The sequence below is a fragment of the Pedobacter cryophilus genome (assembly GCF_005116455.1).
Taxonomy (GTDB): Bacteria; Bacteroidota; Bacteroidia; order Sphingobacteriales; family Sphingobacteriaceae; genus Pseudopedobacter; species Pseudopedobacter cryophilum.
In genome coordinates, this window is the sequence record NZ_SWBP01000006.1 from 135,323 (window position 1) to 153,759 (window position 18,437).

Here is an 18,437-nt window from a genome sequence, read left to right on the forward strand (position 1 = left end):
TTAGTTAGATAACATCACTGATGGAATTTCTATTTTTATACCGTCGGTTCCTTTAACAGATACCCTTAAAGTAGAACCCGGTCCATCATCAAAATAAGCTACTTTTATTTTATGCAAACCAGATTTTAACAGTACGCCTGCCGCTCTTTCATATCTAGAATGTTTTCCATCATTATCAATAATTAATTGATCATCGATATATAATTTACTACCATCATCGCTGTAAAGAGAAAACTCAAAATTTGCACTCTCATTAACGTTAATAAATCCTGTAAATACCAAGCCATACTCCCTTGCTTTACCCGCCACTTTAGTAAAAGAAATTTGTGATGCTAAACCTTTTTGAGTGGCTAAAGCAGTATCAATTTCTGAGGTATTACTAAATTTACCCGGTACATAATAGTATTTTAAAGATCCGGATTTTTTTGCAATTTCAGAAGGATAAGACGGTAAAGTATCTCTGTTAATAAGCCACGTTGTTGTTACCACACTGCGTTTACCCGATGGCGTAATTACTCTTGATTTAACATATCTAGATTCTCCTTTTGGCACTTTCACACCAAAAGGCTGTGTGTAAAGGGAAGTGGTTTCATCAGGCATATAACCGTCTATGGTATAATAAATTTGAGCTCCTTTTACTGAAGGCTTAAAATCAAAAAAATACTCGCCGTTAACTATAATAGAAGTGTCTTTAGCGCCAATAGCTTCTGGCACACGATACATAGTTTTAGTTTGATCTAATAAACTCAAATGTAATGGCACTCTGTTTTCATTAAAATTCTTAAAGTCTTTTCTTTCTAATGTTGTCCAAGCAATTTCTGAAACAGCCATTATACGTGGCAATAACATGTATTCTACTTTTGCCGCAGTTGGCATATATTCTGTCCACATGTTGGCTTGCACACCTAAAATATACTTTTTTTCTGTTTCGGTTAAACCGGATGGTGTAGGATCATAAGCATATATTTTAGAAATTTTACCTTCTCCGCCAATGGTAACCGGTTCTTGATCTGACCTCCCTTGCACATGATCTAAATAAACTCCCATATTACTTGGTGTCATGATCACATTGTGCTTTTGTTTTGCGGCAGCAATGCCTCCCGCAGTTGTTTGCCAACTCATTACCGTGGCATTTGGAGCTAATCCTCCTTCTAAAATTTCATCCCAACCAATAATAGATCTCCCATTTTTATTTACAAATTTCTCTATTCTATGAATAAAATAAGATTGTAATTCGTTTTCGTTTCTTAATTTTTCGTTTTTAATTCTTTTTTGGCAATAGGAGCAAGTTTTCCAAGCAGTTTTTGGCGCTTCATCTCCACCAATGTGAATATATTTTGATGGAAATAATGCCATTACTTCTGTTAAAACATCTTCTAAAAACTCAAAAGTATGCTCTTTGCCTGCGCAATAAATCTCAGGAAATACACCCCATTTTTCTGCAGCTTTAAACGGACCAGGATTATCGCCACAAGCCAATTCAGGATAAGCAGATAAAGCCGCTAATGAATGTCCGGGCATTTCAATTTCTGGAATAATGTTGATGTATTTTTTATCGGCGTAAGCCACCACTTCTTTTATTTGCTCTTGTGTATAATACCCACCATACTTGTTCCCATCAAACCATTGTGGCATTCTATCATGATAATTTCCTACCACAGTTTGGGCTCTATATGCGCCAATTTCTGTGAGTTTTGGATATTTTTTAATCTCAATTCGCCATCCTTGATCTTCTGTTAAATGCCAATGAAAGTTATTAAGCTTGTAAACAGCCATAAAATCAATGTATTTTTTGATAAAATCGATAGAGAAAAAATGACGACCAACATCTAAATGCAAACCACGATAAGCGTATCTGGGTTCGTCAATAATTTCACATTGAGGAATTTGATGATTTTCTAAATTATTCAAATACAATTGCGAAAGGGTTTGCATGGCATAAAAAACGCCCTTCTCTTTTCCTAACAGCTGAATGTTATTTGAATTGACTTTTAATGTATAAGCTTCTTCTGAAGAATTTGTTGAACCAGCAGAATTAAAAGAAATTACACTTTGAGGTGCTTGAATAAAGTTCTTAGCAACCACTAAATCAAAGCCTTCTTTTTCCTTTACTAAATCTTTAAAAAATTCTGCAATTTTCTTATCAGCCTCTGTTTCATATTGCAAAGCGGTTTGAGAACTCAAAACAAAATAACCTGATTGTAAGGAGATTGATTTTGGCGCCGGAATAATTCCTAAATTTATATCAGTAGATTGTGCCGAAACTGAAATAGCATTAAGAATAATGAAGATGAATATTAATGACCGCATGAATTTTGAAGCTTTTATTTCAAATCTATAAAAATATAAATGCGAAGAATCATCATAAACAAAGTTTTACAAATTTAAAATGCTTTTTAAGTTAAGCTACCTATTTTCAATAATTAAACAATTTCAAAAAACAATGAAAGTTATTTTTAAAATCATCTCTATTTTTATTCTTGTATTATTTATGAAAAATTCTAATGCTATTGCTCAACAAAAAATAAGTCCGGTACTTAACCACATTGCAATTTCTGTTTATGATTTAAATGAAAGCACAAAATTTTATAAAGAAATTATTGGCTTAGAAATCATACCCGAGCCTTTTAAAGATGGCAAACATACTTGGTTTAGTTTAGGCAACTTGGGTCAGTTTCACGTAATTTCTGGAGCCGAAAAAGAGGTTAAACATTTAAGAAGCTCGCATATTTGCTTTAGCGTGATTTCTATGGAAGATTACATTAAAAATCTTGAACATAACAAAATTGAATATAGCAATTGGGCTGGAGAGCGTAATGCTGTAACCCTTAGACCTGATGGAATTAAGCAAATTTATTTTCAAGACCCAGATGGATATTGGATAGAGGTTAATAACGATCATAAATAAGAAAAGCGGAATTAATCTGCTTTTCTTATTTATTCAGTTGCATTTAGCTAATTATTAAGCATATTCTTTAGCGGCTAAATAGCGTTCAGCTTCTAAAGCAGCCATACAACCTGTACCAGCGGCAGTAACTGCTTGACGATAAATTTTATCTTGAGCGTCTCCACAAACAAAAACACCTTCAATATCTGTAGATGTGCTATCTGGCTTAGTAATTAAGTAACCTACTTCATCCATTGCCAACCAATCTTTAAAAATATCGGTATTAGGTTTGTGGCCAATGGCTACAAAAAAGCCTGTTGCCGGAATATCATGTTCTTCATTTGTTACGTTATTAACCACTTTAACGCCAGTTACAGATTTTCCATCTCCTAAAATTTCTTTGGTATCTGTGTTATACAAAATTTCAATATTTGGAGTGCTTAACACACGATGAACCATTGCTTTTGAAGCTCTAAACTCATCTCTACGAACCAACATGGTTACTTTTTTACAAAGTTTTGCCAAATAGGTTGCCTCTTCTGCTGCGGTATCTCCTGCTCCAACAATCACTACATCTTGATTTTTAAAGAAAAAACCATCACAAACTGCACAAGCAGAAACACCAAAACCATTATATTTCTCTTCGGATGGCAAACCCAACCATTTGGCTGATGCACCTGTAGAGATAATTACGGTATCGGCTAAAATAGTTTTGGTATCATCAACTATCACTTTATGAACCGGACCTGAGAAATCTACTGCTGAAACATATCCAAAGCGAATTTCTGTACCAAAACGTTCGGCTTGTTTTCTAAAATCCTCCATCATTTCTGGTCCCATCACACCTGCTGGGTATCCCGGATAATTTTCAACATCAGTGGTTTCTGTTAATTGACCGCCCATTTGCATTCCGGTGATCATTAATGGTTTTAAATCTGCTCTGGCTGCGTATATTGCTGCCGTGTATCCTGCTGGTCCCGAACCTATGATTAAGCAATGAACGTGTTCTAATTCTTCTGTCATTTTGGTAATATTTGTAATCAAATGTAAGCTTTCAATAAAAGCATCGCAAAAATAATGTTTCTGTTTATTTAGAAAATGCGGTATTATTTCTTTGTGATGATAAACTGAACTTTAACTGTATTATTTTTAACTGAATTTTATTTGAATCTGGTATATAAAGCCAATTGCAAAACATGATTTGTGGTGGAATTGGCAGTACCTTTAATATGTTGATTTAAGTAACCTGTTTCTAAATCCATACTCTCGTTTAATCGATAACCTAAAGCTAAATAAGTTCTGTTTTGATCAAAAACCTTATTATTAAGTAGATCTTTATTTTGGATATTTAAGAACACTTCATTTTGTAAAGCTAAGAAAGCGCCTTTACTAAATTTATTGGTTTCTTGCTTTTTAAAAGGAATAACTGCCCTAGCAAAGTATCTTATCCTCTGAGAAAAAATATCTGAGGTGTTAGTTTCTATAAATCTTTGCTCTAATCTAAATCTATTTACCAAAGGTATTTTACCAATAGGTGTGGTAATGATAAACTGTTGCCAAATTCTATGCTCAATTAAATCATTATTAATAGCCGGACCTAAATTAGTTAAGATAAATGCATAGCCTACCGTAGCATTCTTTTTATCGTCAAAAAAATAAGTGAAGCCTGGTCTGATTAAAACATTTCTGACGTAAGCCAAATCATCAGCCGATCTAAACTGGGCATCTAAATGCAAACCTGTTTTGTTTGACAATTTCTGACTATGAAAAAATGCTAGCCAAGCAGATTGTTGATTCACATTTTGTGCCTTGACCGAAAGAACACCAAGAGCCATAAAAATGAAAAGCCAAGAAAAAAATTTATTCGTATTCAAAATCATTTTATAATTATATCTGATTAAGCTGCAAAATAAATCAATTCTAAGTTTGAATCATGCCTACATTAAATCTTTTTTTAATTGGAGATTGATTTGCAGCCTCAATACCCATAGAAATCACTTTGCGAGTTTCCATTGGATCTATAATCCCATCCACCCATAATCTAGATGCGGCATAATAAGGTGTTGTTTGTGCATCATATTGGTCTGTTATGGCTTTTATTTGCTTATCTTCTTCTTCTTTGGTTATCTCTACTCCTGCTTTTTTCATACTTGCAGACTGAATTTGCCATAAAGTTTTACCTGCCGAAGCACCGCTCATTACCGCAATTTTGGCACTTGGCCAAGCAAATATTAACCTTGGATCATAAGCTTTACCACACATGGCATAATTTCCAGCTCCGTAAGAATTTCCAATCACAATAGTAAATTTTGGAACTACAGAATTGGCTACTGCATTTACCATTTTAGCTCCATCTTTTATAATTCCGCCATGTTCTGATCTGGATCCAACCATAAAACCGGTAACATCCTGAAGGAAAACCAAAGGAATTTTCTTCTGATTACAGTTCATAATAAAACGAGTGGCTTTATCGGCCGAATCTGAATAGATTACCCCACCAAACTGCAATTCGCCTTTTTTAGATTTTACCACTTTACGTTGATTGGCTACAATACCAACCGCCCAACCATCAATTCTGGCTAAACCACAAACAATACTTTGCCCGTAACCTGCTTTATATTCGTCTAAACTGCCAGCATCAATCATACAATCTAAAAGCTCATGCATATCATATTGCTTTTCTCTGTTTTCAGGCAAAATACCATAAATATCTTCGGGCTTTCTTTTTGGTAAAACCGATTTTACTCTATTAAAACCAGCATTTTCTGCTGATCCAATTTTACTCATTATACTTTTAATAGATTCTAAACAAGCCGTATCATTTGGATGCTTATAATCTGTAACCCCAGAAATTTCACAATGTGTAGTTGCTCCGCCTAATGTCTCATTATCTACATTTTCGCCAATTGCGGATTTCACCAAATAAGATCCTGCTAAGAAAACAGAACCTGTTCCATCAACAATCATGGCTTCATCACTCATGATGGGCAAATACGCTCCACCAGCAACACAAGAACCCATAATGGCTGCAATTTGTACAATCCCTTCAGAACTCATGATGGCGTTATTTCTAAAAATTCGACCAAAATGTTCTTTATCAGGGAAAATTTCATCTTGCATGGGCAAATAAACTCCTGCAGAATCTACCAAATAGATGGTAGGCAATCTGTTTTCCATGGCTATTTCCTGTGCTCGCAAATTCTTTTTGGCTGTCATTGGAAACCAAGCTCCAGCTTTAACAGTAGCATCATTGGCAACTATCATACATTGCTTGCCGCTTACATAACCAATACCAGCTATTACTCCTGCAGATGGGCAACCACCCTCCTTTTCATACATGCCATCGGCAGTAAAAGCACCAATTTCTAAAAAGGGTTTATCATCATCAATCAAAAACTTAACCCTTTCCCTTGCCAGCATTTTACCTTTTTCCTTTTGTTTTGCTGCGGCCTTTTCTCCTCCACCTAAAAAAACTTTTTTAAGTTTAGTCTTCAACTCATATACAAGTTGTTTGTTAATATCTTCGTTCTTGTTAAATTCAATATCCATACGGGTACAAATTAAGCTAATTACATCATTATTAAATCATCAATATCATGAAAAAATTTATCTTTTTTATACTTATTGTATTTGCTACACCTGCATTTTCTCAAGATAAATATCAGAAAATCAACGAGAAAAGAATTCATATCAATTCAAACGGGATGAAAGTTTTAGGCGGCTGGGCTTTAACCAATTTAACTATTGGAGGCTTAGCTTATTTTAACTCCTCAGGTAAAAAGAAATACTTTAACCAAATGAATGTGATGTGGAATGTGGTGAATTTAGGCTTGGCTACAGCCGGATATTTTGGCGCTAAAGCTGATTTGAAAGAACAGTTGAGTTTCGCACAAAGTATTCACGATCAACAAAAAATAGAAAAAATACTGCTTTTAAATGCGGGTTTAGATGTAGGTTATATGGCAACAGGTTTGTTTTTAAACGAACGTGGAATAAGAAAATCATCAGATAGATTAAAAGGTTACGGTCAATCTTTGATTTTGCAAGGTGCTTTTCTGTTAGTTTTTGATGGAGCAATGTATGCTATTCATCAAAAAAACGGAAAAGGTTTCGACAAATTTTTAAATCAAATGAGTTTTAATTTTGATGGAAAACAGGTAGGAATACTTTATAAACTGAATTAAAAATTTTAATTGAATATGATAATTTATAATTTTAAGGCATGAACTATAGTCCAAATCCTGAGAGATATCAATATATGAATTATCGCCGTTGCGGAAACAGCGGAATTAAATTACCTGAAATTTCTTTGGGGCTTTGGCATAACTTCGGCGGAGTTGATGTTTACGAGAATTACAGAGCAATTTTACATTTAGCTTTTGATAGCGGCATTACTCATTTTGACTTAGCTAATAATTATGGTCCGCCACCGGGGTCAGCTGAAGAGAATTTTGGATTAATACTTAAAAAAGATTTTTTGCCTTATCGTGATGAGTTAATTATTAGTACAAAAGCAGGCTACCACATGTGGGAAGGTCCTTATGGCGAGTGGGGTTCTAAAAAATATTTGGTTTCTAGTTTGGATCAAAGCTTAAAAAGAATGCAATTAGACTATGTTGATATATTTTATCATCACAGACCAGATCCTGATACGCCTTTAGAAGAAACTATGGCTGCTTTAGATTTAATTGTACGCCAAGGGAAAGCGCTTTATATTGGTTTAAGTAATTATCAAACGCCAGAATTTAACAAGGCTGTTGCCATTTTAAAAGATTTAGGAACTCCATGCCTTATTCATCAACCAAAGTATTCTATGTTTGAGCGTTGGGTAGAAGAAAGTTTGCTAGATGCTTTAGAAGAGCAAAAAGTAGGATGCATTCCATTTTCTCCATTAGCACAAGGTTTACTTACCGATAAATATTTAAAAGGAATTCCAGAAGATTCTAGATGGGCAAAACCACATGGCTTTTTAAATGAGCAATATGCTACGCCAGATAAAATTGAAAAGGTTAGAAAATTAAATACAATTGCCAAAGGCAGAAATCAAACTTTAGCACAAATGGCTATAGCTTGGCTGTTAAAAGATAATAGAATTACAACAGTTTTGGTTGGCGCAAGCAGACCAGCACAATTGGCTGATTCTTTAAAATCTTTAGATCATTTAGATTTTGATAAAACTGAGTTAGAAGCTATTGAGAAAATTTTATTGTAGGGATAACCCTCGGATTATCCTTTATAACAATTATTTTAGGATAACCCGAGGGTTATCCCTACGTTTCAAATACTGAATAATTGGCAAAGATTTGTGATTAGTGGCTAAATTATAAGATTCTGAAATAAATTCAGAATGACAAAAAACTAACTAAACTGAAATTTTTCTTCAATTCCTAATCCAAATAAAGCGAAATCATACTTTACTGGATCTTGAGGATCAAATTGTCTTAGGTTTTCTGTTAATTCTAAAGCAGTTTGCCAATCGGTTTGTTTCCTTGAAATGATTCCTAGTTTTCTGGCAACTCTGTCTACATGTAAATCGCAAGGGCAAATTAACTGGGCTGGACTTATTCTATTCCAAATTCCAAAATCTACACCATTTTCATCATTCCTCACCATCCATCTTAAAAACATATTTAAACGTTTACAAGTAGATTTTTGCTGAGGTGATGAAACATGCTTGATGGTTCTGTGAGGAAAATCTGGCAAAGAGAAAAAATAAGATCTAAAATAATTTAAGTTTCCTTCGATAGTTGGCTGCAAAAACATCGGCGCAAAGCAAACCTCACTTTTTAATTGCTTTTTTGAAGATGCATTTGATAATGTTTCTTTAAAATCGTCTCTAAAGATTTCATCGTTTTTAAAAGGCAAAAAAGCATCTTCTAAAGAATCAAAACTTGAATAATGATGCCTGAAGAAATGAATGAAATATAAAGTGTCTGTAGCGTTAAAAGTTCGGTGTTTAAAATTTAGCAGCTTTTTTAAATCAGTATCCTGATGGTTCATAATAAAATCATGAGGAGCGCCATCCATTAAAGCAATAAGCTCTTTACATTTATTAATGATGGTGACTCGTTGACCCCAAGCCAACATAGCGCTCCAAAAGCCCATAATTTCGATATCCTGTTTATTTGTAAACAAATGAGGAATACAAACAGGATCATTGGTGATAAAACCGGGCTGGTTATATTGTATCACTTTTGCATCTAAAAATGCCTTTAAATCTTCAAAATTTAATTTAATATTCAACGTTTTGTTTTAAATCATCCTTTTTAAGAATGATATTTTATAAATTACACTTACTATGAAAAATATATCCAAAATTCTCTTTTTAGCTTTTTTAAGCACTTTCCTCCTATCGTGTTTAACACAAAAAGAAAAGGAAGAAAACAAGAGCGAAATCACAAAAATTTTAAAAGCGAACAGTTTTAAATTTATTGCTCAACAAGCGCTTCCCATGAGAATGACTGCCGTACAGCTTACTTCTGAATATACTTTAACTGTTTCGCCTGATAGTATCAATTGTTTTCTTCCCTATTTTGGAGTGGCTACACAAGCGCCATACGGTGGAACCAATAATGCCATAGAATTTATCACTACAGATTTTACTTATGATAAAAAATCAAATACCGACGGAAGCTATGAAATCACTATTATTCCTAAAAAAACAGATAAAGCAACAAGACTGTACCTCAACATTTCCGCCAGTGGATACGCTAGTTTAAATGTTTCCAGTAATTATAGAGATCCTATCAATTTTAATGGAGTAATAGTAAAACGTTGATTTTTTAACTTAACGCCGATTTTAAATCGTCAATTAAATCATCTACATCTTCTACTCCTACACTTAAACGCAAAAGGTTATCTACTACGCCAACTTTTTCTCTTTCTTCTTTAGGGATGGAACCATGAGTCATGGTTGCAGGGTGATTAATTAAAGACTCCACACCTCCTAAAGATTCGGCTAATGTAAATACCTTAAAATTTCCTGAAATTCTAAAAGTTTCAGCTAAATCCGCATCTTTTAAAACAATAGAAATCATCCCACCAAAACCTCTCATTTGTTTTTTAGCCACATCATGGTTAGGGTGATCTGTAAATCCTGGCCAATAAATCTTCTCTATTTTTGGATGATTCTTTAAGAAATGAGCTATTTTTTCTCCGTTTTCACAATGTGCTTTCATTCTTAAATGAAGGGTTTTTATTCCTCTTAAAACAAGAAAAGAATCTTGCGGACCGGGAGTTGCGCCACAAGCATTGTATATAAACCAAAGTTTTTTGTACAGGTCTTCATCATTCAATAACAAAGCGCCCATTACCACATCAGAGTGACCACCAATATATTTGGTTACCGAGTGCATGACGATATCAGCACCTAAATCTATAGGGTTTTGTAAGTATGGCGAAGCAAAGGTATTGTCAACAGCCAATATTACATTTTTACTTTTAGCAATTTTTGAAACCGCTTCAATATCAATAATTTGCATCATTGGATTGGTTGGTGTTTCTAACCAAATCAGCTTCGTTTTTTCATTTAGGTACTGATGAATATTTTCGGGATTTGTTAAATCAATAAAATGAAATTTGATACCATAATTAGCAAAAACCTTGGTGAAAATACGATAAGAACCACCGTATAAATCGTTACCAGTAATCACTTCATCGCCTGGCATCAACAGTTTCATTACGGCATCTGTAGCACCCATTCCGCTAGAAAAAGCCAAACCATATTTTGCGTTTTCTAAAGCGGCCAAACAATCTTCTAAAGCTTTACGAGTAGGATTAGTTCCTCTTGAATACTCATAACCTTTATTGTCTCCTGGCGTTTTTTGCCAGTAAGTAGAAGTTTGATAAATTGGAGTCATTACTGCTCCTGTTGTTGGGTCTGGCTCTTGACCAGCATGTATGGCTTTGGTTCCAAAGCCCAGAGGCCTCACCCCAACCCTCTCCAAAGGAGAGGGAGTAGTTTGTGTGTTATCTGTATTTTCGTTTTGATTTTTATTCATCATCAAATTTTTATTTAATTAAATCCCTTCTAAAGGTAAAGCTCTCTCCTTTGGAGAGGGTTTGGGTGAGGCTTTTTAATAAGCTAAAGCAAAAATAACTCTTTGTGTTGATGGCTTACCTGTCACCATACATACACCATCTTCTAGCGCATTATCTAAAGGAATACATCTAATGGTGGCTTTTGTTTCTTCTTTAATTCTGGCTTCAGTTTCAGAAGTTCCATCCCAATGAGCGGCAATAAATCCGCCTTTTTCATTTAAAACTTTTTTAAACTCCTCATAAGAATCCACTTTTGTGGTCATCTCGGTTCTAAAAGTATGCGCTTTATTGTAAATGCTAGTTTGAATTTCTTCTAACAAGTTTTCAATAGCATCTGCAATTCCATCTCTAGATAAGGTTTCTTTTGTACGCGTATCTCTTCTGGCTACTTCAATGGTATTACTTTCTAAATCTCTTCCGCCAATGGCCAATCTTATTGGAACTCCTTTTAGCTCATATTCGGCAAATTTAAAACCAGGTCTTTGTGTGTCTCTATTGTCATATTTAAAAGAAATTCCTTTGGCTTTTAATGCTGTGGTAATCAAATTTACTGCTTCAGAAATTTTAGCTAACTCTTCATCACCTTTGTAAATAGGAACAATTACCACTTGAATTGGAGCTAATTTTGGAGGCAAAACCAACCCTTGATCATCTGAATGTGCCATAATTAAAGCGCCCATCAATCGGGTAGAAACCCCCCAAGAAGTAGCCCAAACATGCTCTTGTTTTCCTTCTTTGCTGGTAAACTTTACATCAAAAGCTTTGGCGAAATTCTGTCCTAAAAAGTGTGAAGTACCAGCTTGTAATGCTTTTCCGTCTTGCATCAAAGCTTCAATACATAAGGTATCTAAAGCCCCTGCAAAGCGCTCATTAGCTGTTTTTTTACCTTTTATCACTGGCATCGCCATCCAATTTTCGGCAAAATCTGCATATACTTCTAACATTTGTTCTGCTTCTGCAACGGCCTCATCTGAAGTTGCATGTGCGGTATGCCCTTCTTGCCATAAAAACTCAGTGGTTCTTAAAAACAATCTGGTTCTCATCTCCCAACGTACTACGTTTGCCCATTGGTTAATTAATAAAGGTAAATCTCTGTAAGATTGTATCCATCCTTTATAAGTGTTCCAAATGATGGTTTCTGAGGTTGGTCTTACAATTAATTCCTCTTCTAACTTGGCGTCTTCATCAACAATAATATTTCCATTACCATCGTTTTTTAATCTATAATGAGTAACTACAGCACATTCCGTAGCAAAACCATCAACGTGAGACGCTTCTTTAGAAAAGAAAGATTTTGGAATAAATAAAGGGAAATATGCATTACTGTGACCAGTATCCTTGAATTTTTGATCTAAAACACCTTGTATCTTTTCCCAAATAGAGTAGCCGTAGGGTTTAATTACCATACATCCTCTTACAGAAGAATGCTCTGCAAGGTCTGCTTTTGTAACTAATTCGTTATACCATTGCGAATAATCCTCTGATCTACTGGTTAAGCCTTTACTCATGATTTATTTGGAATAATTTTTGTATTTTTAAATAATATAAACTTGGTCAAAGTTATAAATTTTAAAGATTAAAGCTTTAGCCGAAAAACCTAATAATATGATGAAAGTTAAATTTACTCCTCAAATGTTTTCACTGGGCTTTTTAGCAATTGCTATAAGTGCTTGTTCTACTGTAAAAGTTGCAACAGATAATAATGATGATGTTTATTTTTCAGATGTATCTGCTAATAGCGCTGTATACGTTTCGGCACCTGCTGTAAAAGACAATTACAACGATCGTAATGGTTATTCAGATAATGATTATTACGAAGATGTAACTAATTCTAGGTTAGATTTTTACGACGTAAGAAATAATTACGCCTGGAGAGATCATTATTATAGGAACAACTTTAACTACGGTTACGATCCATTCTTTTCTTCTAACAACTTCTCTGGCTTTAACAATGGTTGGTCTTTAGGTTTTAATTTTGGTTCTCCATTTTACGGCTATAATAATTTTAATGGATCTCCTTTTTACGGATACAATAACTTTAATAATTTTAACGGTTGGAATAATTTTGGTTCTTTTTACGGCAACTCTCCTTACGGAGGAATGTATTCTTATTACAGACCAGGTTATTACGGAAACTATGGTGGCGGTTATGGTTACGGAGGATCTAACGGTTATTATGGAAATCCTAGTTACAGTAACAGACCAAATACTCCAAGACCAAACGGAAGTTATGATAACAGAACAGGAAACTCTACTGGAAATAGCATCCCTTATCCAACAACCCGTCCGGTAAGAAATAGCAGTAATGGCTCTAATGGAGCTGTTTCTACAACAGGAACTAGAAATCCGAATGGAAGTGGATCCACTACCACCAGACCAACCAGAACACCTGTACAACAATCACCAACTACTGAAAGCAGTAGACCAACAAGAACAGAAAGACCAACCTATACGCCACCACCATCACAAGGTAGTGATTCGGGTAGATCATCTTCAGGTTCATCAAGTTCAGGAGGTTCATCTTCACCAAGACCAACTAGACCTGGCGGCAACTAAAACTATAAATGAATTTAAAAAAAACTTTATTAGTGGTTATTACAGTAATAGCTACTCAAACTACTTACGCTCAATATTTAGCCGATGCTTTAAGATTTTCGCAGTTTCAAAACAGTAGTACTGCAAGGATGGATGCTATTGGAGGATATAAATCTGCCATTGGTGGAGATTTGAGTTCTTTGTACGGAAATCCTGCTGGTTTAGGAATGTTCTCAAAATCAGAATTTAGCTTTACGCCGAGTTTAAAACTCAGAAACAACGATATTACTTTTAATAGCAAAAATACATCTGGCAGCAGCAGCAATGTTGATTTAAATAATGCAGGTGTTGTTTTCCATGCAAAAACTTATAAAAAAGGTGATTTAAATAAAGGATTGTTAAGCTTAAATTTTGGAATTGGGTATCAAAAGAAAAGTGCTTTTAGAAACGATTTTATGTATGCCGGAACTACCAATTTAAATGGATTAGGTGACTATTTTGCCGAAACAGCTTCAAGCGAAAATGCCACCCAATCTAATTTAACTTCAGCGGTAAATGGCGCAGCTTATGATTCATTTTTAATTGAAGCTACCAGTGCTAATCCTACTCGTTACGTTCCAAATACATCAACAAATTCAGAACAAATTCAATCTGTTGATAGAACAGGTGGAAGTTCTAGTATTGATTTTACCTTAGGTGCTAATGTAAGTAATACCGTTTTTTTAGGCGCAAGCTTAGGTTTATCATCGTTTAAATTTACCTCTACAGAAATGACCAATGAAGTTGGCCTTTATGCTTTTAATGGCAATAACTTTGATTATGATGTAAATTATAATAGAAATTTTAATACCGATGGTTCTGGCATCAACTTAAAATTAGGAATGATTTTAAAACCAGTAAGTACGCTTAGAATTGGTTTAGCATTTGAATCGCCAACATGGTATACCGTAACTGATAATTACTCGGAAGAATTAAATAATCCTTTAGATAACATTAACGGCACAGATGATTACCCTTTTGAATACCAATTGAGAACACCCACTAAATTAAACGGCGGTATATCTTACTTTTTTGGAGATAAAGGGTTTATTAGTGCTGATTTAGGCTTTGTAGACTATTCATCTATTCAATTTACTTCTTCTGATTCACGAACAGATTTAAATACCAATACTGATATTAAGCAAACTTATAAAAACGCAATTAACTACAGTGTGGGCGGAGAATATAGAATTCAGCCTAATTTACTTTTGAGAGTAGGTTATCAATTAACTGGCAATCCTTACAAAAACTTAAATAATAAAGATTTTGAAATTAGCGCTTATTCTGGTGGTTTTGGGTATAGATTTGGAGCTTATTATTTAGATATGTCTATTATCAATTCTAATAACAAATTATTTTACAGCAATTATTCGCTATCAGATTCCTCTGAACCAGTTTCAACTATTGAAACCAGAAATAATAGTGTTGCTTTAACTTTTGGAGTAAGATTTTAAAAAAATCAACGCATAAAAAAAACCTAAATTTTAGAGATTAATCTTTAAAATTTAGGTTTTTCTATTTAAAAGAGATTGATAATCATCGATCTCTTCTAAATTATTTTCCCACCCAAGCTCTTAACATCCATGATGTTTTTTCTTTAAATCTCAAGAAACCAATAATCATATCAGCGGTTCCTTCATCTCCAGCATTATCAGTAGCGTTTTCTATCACTTCTCTTTCCATTACAATAAGCTTTTTAAAATCGTCTAAAATAGCTTCTACCATTTTTTCTGCTGGTAATCCTTCTGTTTTAATTTCCTTAATTTCAGAAAGTTCAATATAATCTGCATAAGTACTATAAGGAGATTTTCCTAAAGTGAGTACTCTTTCTGCCAATTCATCAATAGTAAGTTGTGCATTATCATAAAGTTCTTCAAATTTCACATGTAAATTAAAAAAATTATGCCCTCTTACATTCCAGTGGCAACCTCTAACTTTTTGATAATGAATTTGATAATTTGCCAATAATAGATTTAAATGATCTACCAATTCAATTACTTTTTTATCCTCTAATCCTATTTTGTTAACTGTGCTCATATTTTGAGTTTTAATTTGGTTAAAATTTATTATTTGCTTTTCTAAATAGATAAAACCGAATTAAAATAGTGCAATATCTGTTCCACTATCAATAAATATTAATTTAATACATCATCTTAAAGTAGAATTGTAAACCAAAAAATTAAGTGATAAAGAAATTTGATGAGCTATCTGCTTCCACACATTATTATATTGCTTTTCATTTTATAGATTATAATCATTTAGCTCTGTAATCTCCGCGTCCTCCGTGGTTAATATTATATCACTATGCATAAAAAACTTAATTAAACTTTAAATTGGCGCTTTATTTATAACCACAGAGAATCAGAGGTCACAGAGCAAAAAAGATAAATCTTTTTAAAAAATAAAATAATTCTCCATGTTTGGCATTAATACCTCTTGCTTATTTTGGGATTTATTACTTTTGAAACAATGAGCATCAATACAAAAAAAACCTTTGTTTTATTTTCGGGTAAACCCGAAGAAATGATATGGAAAATAAAACTAGATGATGCTACGCAAACCCTAGCCTGGGAAAATAGAACTTTAGATAAAAAGGTTTCTTTTTACGCTTACAATTTTTCGACCCAAACTCATTTACTCCAAAACTTTAAGTTTGAAGAAGATTGGCTGTTAGGATTAGATTTTGTTAATGCTGGCATTGCTTATTTTCATGGTTTTGAAAACGAGTTTTCTCCGGTTCATAAAGGAATTATCGCTTTAGATCTTAAAGAAAATAAAATACTTTGGCAAAATTTCAGCGTAAGCGTTCAACAATTTACTAAAGAAGGAGTCGTAGTATTTGATGCTAAAATTTTTCCCAGAGCATTCCAATTGCTTCACTATAAAAATGGTGAGTTGATATCCAAATTGCAATTAAAAGATCTATACCAAACTCAATCTATTAGTAATCAAATCTTTTTGCCAGAACTTATCGCTTCTACAGAAATTTGGGACACCCAGCATCAGCTCATTTATCATGATTTAAAAATTATAAGTGTTTATAAAAATGAAGCTGATAAAACCAACCAATACCTACAGGTTTATAAAAATGAGGACCTCATCTTTGAGGATTTATTAAATGCAGATATACAAAAATTGAGCATCGATACGTTCTTTGTGTGGCTTGGCAAACTGGTTTACATTAAAAACAAATCAGAAATTGTGAGTTATTTAGTATAATTGCAAAATTTTTAAATGAACAAATCTCATTTTATGAATTATAAAACTCTTCTTTTTTTATTAGTAATATTTTCATCAACACAAGCATTTTCAAGAGATGGCAGAGACTCTACAGGGATAGAAAACTTAAACGGAAAAAAAATTATCTTACATAAAATTGAAGCAAAAGAAACTTATTATTCTTTGGGTCGCCGCTATAACGTTAGCCCTCAAAGTATTATGGAGTTTAACAAAAATACAGCTTTGCACCCATCAGAAACTATAAAAATACCTACTCAACAAAATTTTAATGATAAGCCGGTGAGCTTTTCATCTCCAAATAAAACAGAAAAACCTGCTAAACAAATTAATCATAAAGTACAACCCGGCGAAACGCTTTACGCCATTGCCAGCAAATACAATATGAGGGTTGATGATATTAAATTATTGAATGGTTTAAAAACAAATTCCTTGAGCGTTGGCCAAACTTTAAAGGTTACGCCTAACGATGAAGTAAGTTTAACTCGCACCGTAGAAACCAATAATTCTGGCAAGGCCATTTTAGTAGAGAAGCCAAAAGTTAAAGAGCGTGTTCCTGAGGTTCCGGTGAGTAAAATAAAATATTTAGATTCTACAGATTCTCAACCAAATATAGAAATCCCTAAAAACAGATACGGAATTACCGAAGTAAATGATAAAGGTTTAGCCGTTTGGATTGATGATAATAACTTAGACGCTACTAAAAGTTATGCTTTGCATAAAACTGCACCTGTGGGTACCATTGTAAAAATCACTAACCCAATGTCTAACAGAAGTGTGTTTGCAAAAGTGGTTGGCCGCTATACAGAAAATGAAACCACAAAAGACGTGATTATTGTGATCACCAAAGCTACTGCCGATGCTATTGGCGCTTTAGATAAAAGATTTTTAGTAAACATAACCTTCGGCATACCGAATGAGCAACAGTAAACCTTATGTAATTGGCGTTGCCGGTGGTAGCGGATCTGGTAAAACGTTTTTTTTAAACTGCTTTTTAAATCATTTTTCTGCAGATGAAGTTTGTTTAGTTTCGCAAGACGACTATTACATTAAAGTAGGCGAAATGACTGCCGAGGAAAATCGCTTACACAATTTTGATTTACCTACTTGTATAGAAGTTAACCAGTTTCAAAATGACGTGAACGATTTGATGGATTTTAAAACCGTTTACAAGCAAGAATATACTTTTAATAATCCAACGGCAATTCCAAAATTGTTAGAAATTAAGCCCGCTCCTATTTTAATTATAGAAGGTTTATTTATTTATCATTATCAACATATCGATCAGCTTTTTGATTACCGCATATTTATGGATGCCGCTGTTGAAATTGCTTTAGAAAGAAGGTTGAGCAGAGATTTATTAGAAAGAGGCTATTCTGAAGAAGATGTACTTTACAAATGGGATAACCACGTGATGCCTTCCTATAACGAATATTTATTGCCTCACCGTTTCCGTTGCGATAAAATCATCAACAACTCTACCAACGAGTTAAGAAACATTTTAGATATTACCGATGATATTTCTAAAGAATTAAGAGGAAAACTTGGGATTTAGGGCGTTTAGCTGAAACCCCCATATTTCTTACCTTTTTACTGTCTATTAAGATCTTTCGATTAAATATTTTGGGCGTTTAAACACGCTTTCCGCTATATTTTTTTATTTCTCCCCTCCGCAGATCCGAAAAGTGCACAAATAAAA

17 protein-coding genes are annotated in these 18,437 nt (G+C 33.8%); 9 read left to right on the forward strand and 8 right to left on the reverse strand.

What is annotated here, in order from left to right; genetic code table 11:
- Nucleotides 1-2,310 (reverse strand): family 20 glycosylhydrolase, encoded by a 2,310-nt coding sequence (locus FA046_RS15165; protein ID WP_136827382.1) that lies wholly within the window; start codon nucleotides 2,308-2,310, stop codon nucleotides 1-3.
- Nucleotides 2,311-2,443: 133 nt separating this feature from the next.
- Here FA046_RS15165 and FA046_RS15170 point away from each other — a divergent pair, with 133 nt between their 5' ends.
- Complete coding sequence (locus tag FA046_RS15170; protein ID WP_136827383.1) at nucleotides 2,444-2,908, forward strand: VOC family protein; 465 nt, start codon at nucleotides 2,444-2,446, stop codon at nucleotides 2,906-2,908.
- 54 nt (nucleotides 2,909-2,962) lie between these two features.
- Here FA046_RS15170 and trxB read toward each other — a convergent pair whose 3' ends face one another.
- From trxB to FA046_RS15185, 3 genes are all read right to left on the reverse strand, one after another.
- Nucleotides 2,963-3,910: a thioredoxin-disulfide reductase gene (gene trxB, locus FA046_RS15175; protein ID WP_136827384.1), complete on the reverse strand. Its 948-nt coding sequence runs from the start codon at nucleotides 3,908-3,910 to the stop codon at nucleotides 2,963-2,965.
- A 137-nt stretch (nucleotides 3,911-4,047) separates the two neighbouring features.
- Nucleotides 4,048-4,686, reverse strand: coding sequence for a DUF2490 domain-containing protein (locus FA046_RS15180; RefSeq protein WP_225870940.1), 639 nt, complete (start codon nucleotides 4,684-4,686; stop codon nucleotides 4,048-4,050).
- Nucleotides 4,687-4,807: 121 nt separating this feature from the next.
- On the reverse strand, nucleotides 4,808-6,436 hold the full coding sequence (locus tag FA046_RS15185; RefSeq protein WP_136827386.1) for an acyl-CoA carboxylase subunit beta: 1,629 nt from the start codon (nucleotides 6,434-6,436) through the stop codon (nucleotides 4,808-4,810).
- Between the two features lie 47 nt (nucleotides 6,437-6,483).
- Here FA046_RS15185 and FA046_RS15190 point away from each other — a divergent pair, with 47 nt between their 5' ends.
- Complete coding sequence (locus FA046_RS15190) at nucleotides 6,484-7,071, forward strand: DUF6992 family protein (protein ID WP_136827387.1); 588 nt, start codon at nucleotides 6,484-6,486, stop codon at nucleotides 7,069-7,071.
- 38 nt (nucleotides 7,072-7,109) lie between these two features.
- Nucleotides 7,110-8,099 carry an L-glyceraldehyde 3-phosphate reductase gene (mgrA, locus tag FA046_RS15195; RefSeq protein WP_136827388.1) on the forward strand — a complete coding sequence of 330 codons (990 nt, stop codon included), beginning with the start codon at nucleotides 7,110-7,112 and terminating at the stop codon, nucleotides 8,097-8,099.
- 146 nt (nucleotides 8,100-8,245) lie between these two features.
- Here the strand turns inward: mgrA and FA046_RS15200 are convergent, their stop codons facing one another.
- A complete protein-coding gene (locus FA046_RS15200) occupies nucleotides 8,246-9,130 on the reverse strand; it encodes a TIGR02757 family protein (RefSeq protein WP_394347371.1) in 885 nt (294 codons plus the stop codon).
- A 55-nt stretch (nucleotides 9,131-9,185) separates the two neighbouring features.
- Here FA046_RS15200 and FA046_RS15205 point away from each other — a divergent pair, with 55 nt between their 5' ends.
- Nucleotides 9,186-9,665 (forward strand): DUF4251 domain-containing protein, encoded by a 480-nt coding sequence (locus tag FA046_RS15205; RefSeq protein ID WP_136827389.1) that lies wholly within the window; start codon nucleotides 9,186-9,188, stop codon nucleotides 9,663-9,665.
- A gap of 4 nt (nucleotides 9,666-9,669) precedes the next feature.
- On the opposite strand, the gene FA046_RS15210 is transcribed toward FA046_RS15205, so the two are convergent.
- Nucleotides 9,670-10,809, reverse strand: coding sequence for a cystathionine gamma-synthase (locus tag FA046_RS15210; RefSeq protein WP_136827459.1), 1,140 nt, complete (start codon nucleotides 10,807-10,809; stop codon nucleotides 9,670-9,672).
- 153 nt (nucleotides 10,810-10,962) lie between these two features.
- Nucleotides 10,963-12,435 (reverse strand): proline--tRNA ligase, encoded by a 1,473-nt coding sequence (gene proS, locus FA046_RS15215; RefSeq protein WP_136827390.1) that lies wholly within the window; start codon nucleotides 12,433-12,435, stop codon nucleotides 10,963-10,965.
- A 97-nt stretch (nucleotides 12,436-12,532) separates the two neighbouring features.
- On the opposite strand from proS, the gene FA046_RS15220 reads away from it, so the two are divergent.
- Complete coding sequence (locus FA046_RS15220) at nucleotides 12,533-13,483, forward strand: hypothetical protein (RefSeq protein WP_136827391.1); 951 nt, start codon at nucleotides 12,533-12,535, stop codon at nucleotides 13,481-13,483.
- Between the two features lie 8 nt (nucleotides 13,484-13,491).
- A complete protein-coding gene (locus FA046_RS15225; protein ID WP_136827392.1) occupies nucleotides 13,492-14,955 on the forward strand; it encodes an OmpP1/FadL family transporter in 1,464 nt (487 codons plus the stop codon).
- Between the two features lie 100 nt (nucleotides 14,956-15,055).
- On the opposite strand, the gene FA046_RS15230 is transcribed toward FA046_RS15225, so the two are convergent.
- Nucleotides 15,056-15,538 (reverse strand): Dps family protein, encoded by a 483-nt coding sequence (locus tag FA046_RS15230; RefSeq protein ID WP_136827393.1) that lies wholly within the window; start codon nucleotides 15,536-15,538, stop codon nucleotides 15,056-15,058.
- Between the two features lie 432 nt (nucleotides 15,539-15,970).
- On the opposite strand from FA046_RS15230, the gene FA046_RS15235 reads away from it, so the two are divergent.
- The 3 genes from FA046_RS15235 to FA046_RS15245 are packed head-to-tail and all read left to right on the forward strand — an operon-like array spanning nucleotide 15,971 to nucleotide 18,293.
- Nucleotides 15,971-16,720: a DUF4905 domain-containing protein gene (locus FA046_RS15235; protein WP_136827394.1), complete on the forward strand. Its 750-nt coding sequence runs from the start codon at nucleotides 15,971-15,973 to the stop codon at nucleotides 16,718-16,720.
- 33 nt (nucleotides 16,721-16,753) lie between these two features.
- The gene (locus FA046_RS15240; protein WP_136827460.1) at nucleotides 16,754-17,668 is read left to right on the forward strand and encodes a LysM peptidoglycan-binding domain-containing protein; all 915 of its coding nucleotides are present in this window, start codon (nucleotides 16,754-16,756) and stop codon (nucleotides 17,666-17,668) included.
- Nucleotides 17,655-18,293: a uridine kinase family protein gene (locus FA046_RS15245; protein WP_136827395.1), complete on the forward strand. Its 639-nt coding sequence runs from the start codon at nucleotides 17,655-17,657 to the stop codon at nucleotides 18,291-18,293. The genes FA046_RS15240 and FA046_RS15245 overlap by 14 nt, the downstream gene beginning before the upstream one ends.
- Nucleotides 18,294-18,437: the final 144 nt, after the last annotated feature.

Bases quoted from the DNA above. Each gene is read 5' to 3' on its own strand.
- FA046_RS15165 (WP_136827382.1), bottom strand. From the start codon at position 2,310: ATGCGGTCATTAATATTCATCTTCATTATTCTTAATGCTATTTCAGTT.
- FA046_RS15170 (WP_136827383.1), top strand. From the start codon at position 2,444: ATGAAAGTTATTTTTAAAATCATCTCTATTTTTATTCTTGTATTATTT.
- trxB (WP_136827384.1), bottom strand. From the start codon at position 3,910: ATGACAGAAGAATTAGAACACGTTCATTGCTTAATCATAGGTTCGGGA.
- FA046_RS15185 (WP_136827386.1), bottom strand. From the start codon at position 6,436: ATGGATATTGAATTTAACAAGAACGAAGATATTAACAAACAACTTGTA.
- FA046_RS15190 (WP_136827387.1), top strand. From the start codon at position 6,484: ATGAAAAAATTTATCTTTTTTATACTTATTGTATTTGCTACACCTGCA.
- mgrA (WP_136827388.1), top strand. From the start codon at position 7,110: ATGAACTATAGTCCAAATCCTGAGAGATATCAATATATGAATTATCGC.
- FA046_RS15205 (WP_136827389.1), top strand. From the start codon at position 9,186: ATGAAAAATATATCCAAAATTCTCTTTTTAGCTTTTTTAAGCACTTTC.
- proS (WP_136827390.1), bottom strand. From the start codon at position 12,435: ATGAGTAAAGGCTTAACCAGTAGATCAGAGGATTATTCGCAATGGTAT.
- FA046_RS15220 (WP_136827391.1), top strand. From the start codon at position 12,533: ATGATGAAAGTTAAATTTACTCCTCAAATGTTTTCACTGGGCTTTTTA.
- FA046_RS15225 (WP_136827392.1), top strand. From the start codon at position 13,492: ATGAATTTAAAAAAAACTTTATTAGTGGTTATTACAGTAATAGCTACT.
- FA046_RS15230 (WP_136827393.1), bottom strand. From the start codon at position 15,538: ATGAGCACAGTTAACAAAATAGGATTAGAGGATAAAAAAGTAATTGAA.
- FA046_RS15235 (WP_136827394.1), top strand. From the start codon at position 15,971: ATGAGCATCAATACAAAAAAAACCTTTGTTTTATTTTCGGGTAAACCC.
- FA046_RS15240 (WP_136827460.1), top strand. From the start codon at position 16,754: ATGAATTATAAAACTCTTCTTTTTTTATTAGTAATATTTTCATCAACA.
- FA046_RS15245 (WP_136827395.1), top strand. From the start codon at position 17,655: ATGAGCAACAGTAAACCTTATGTAATTGGCGTTGCCGGTGGTAGCGGA.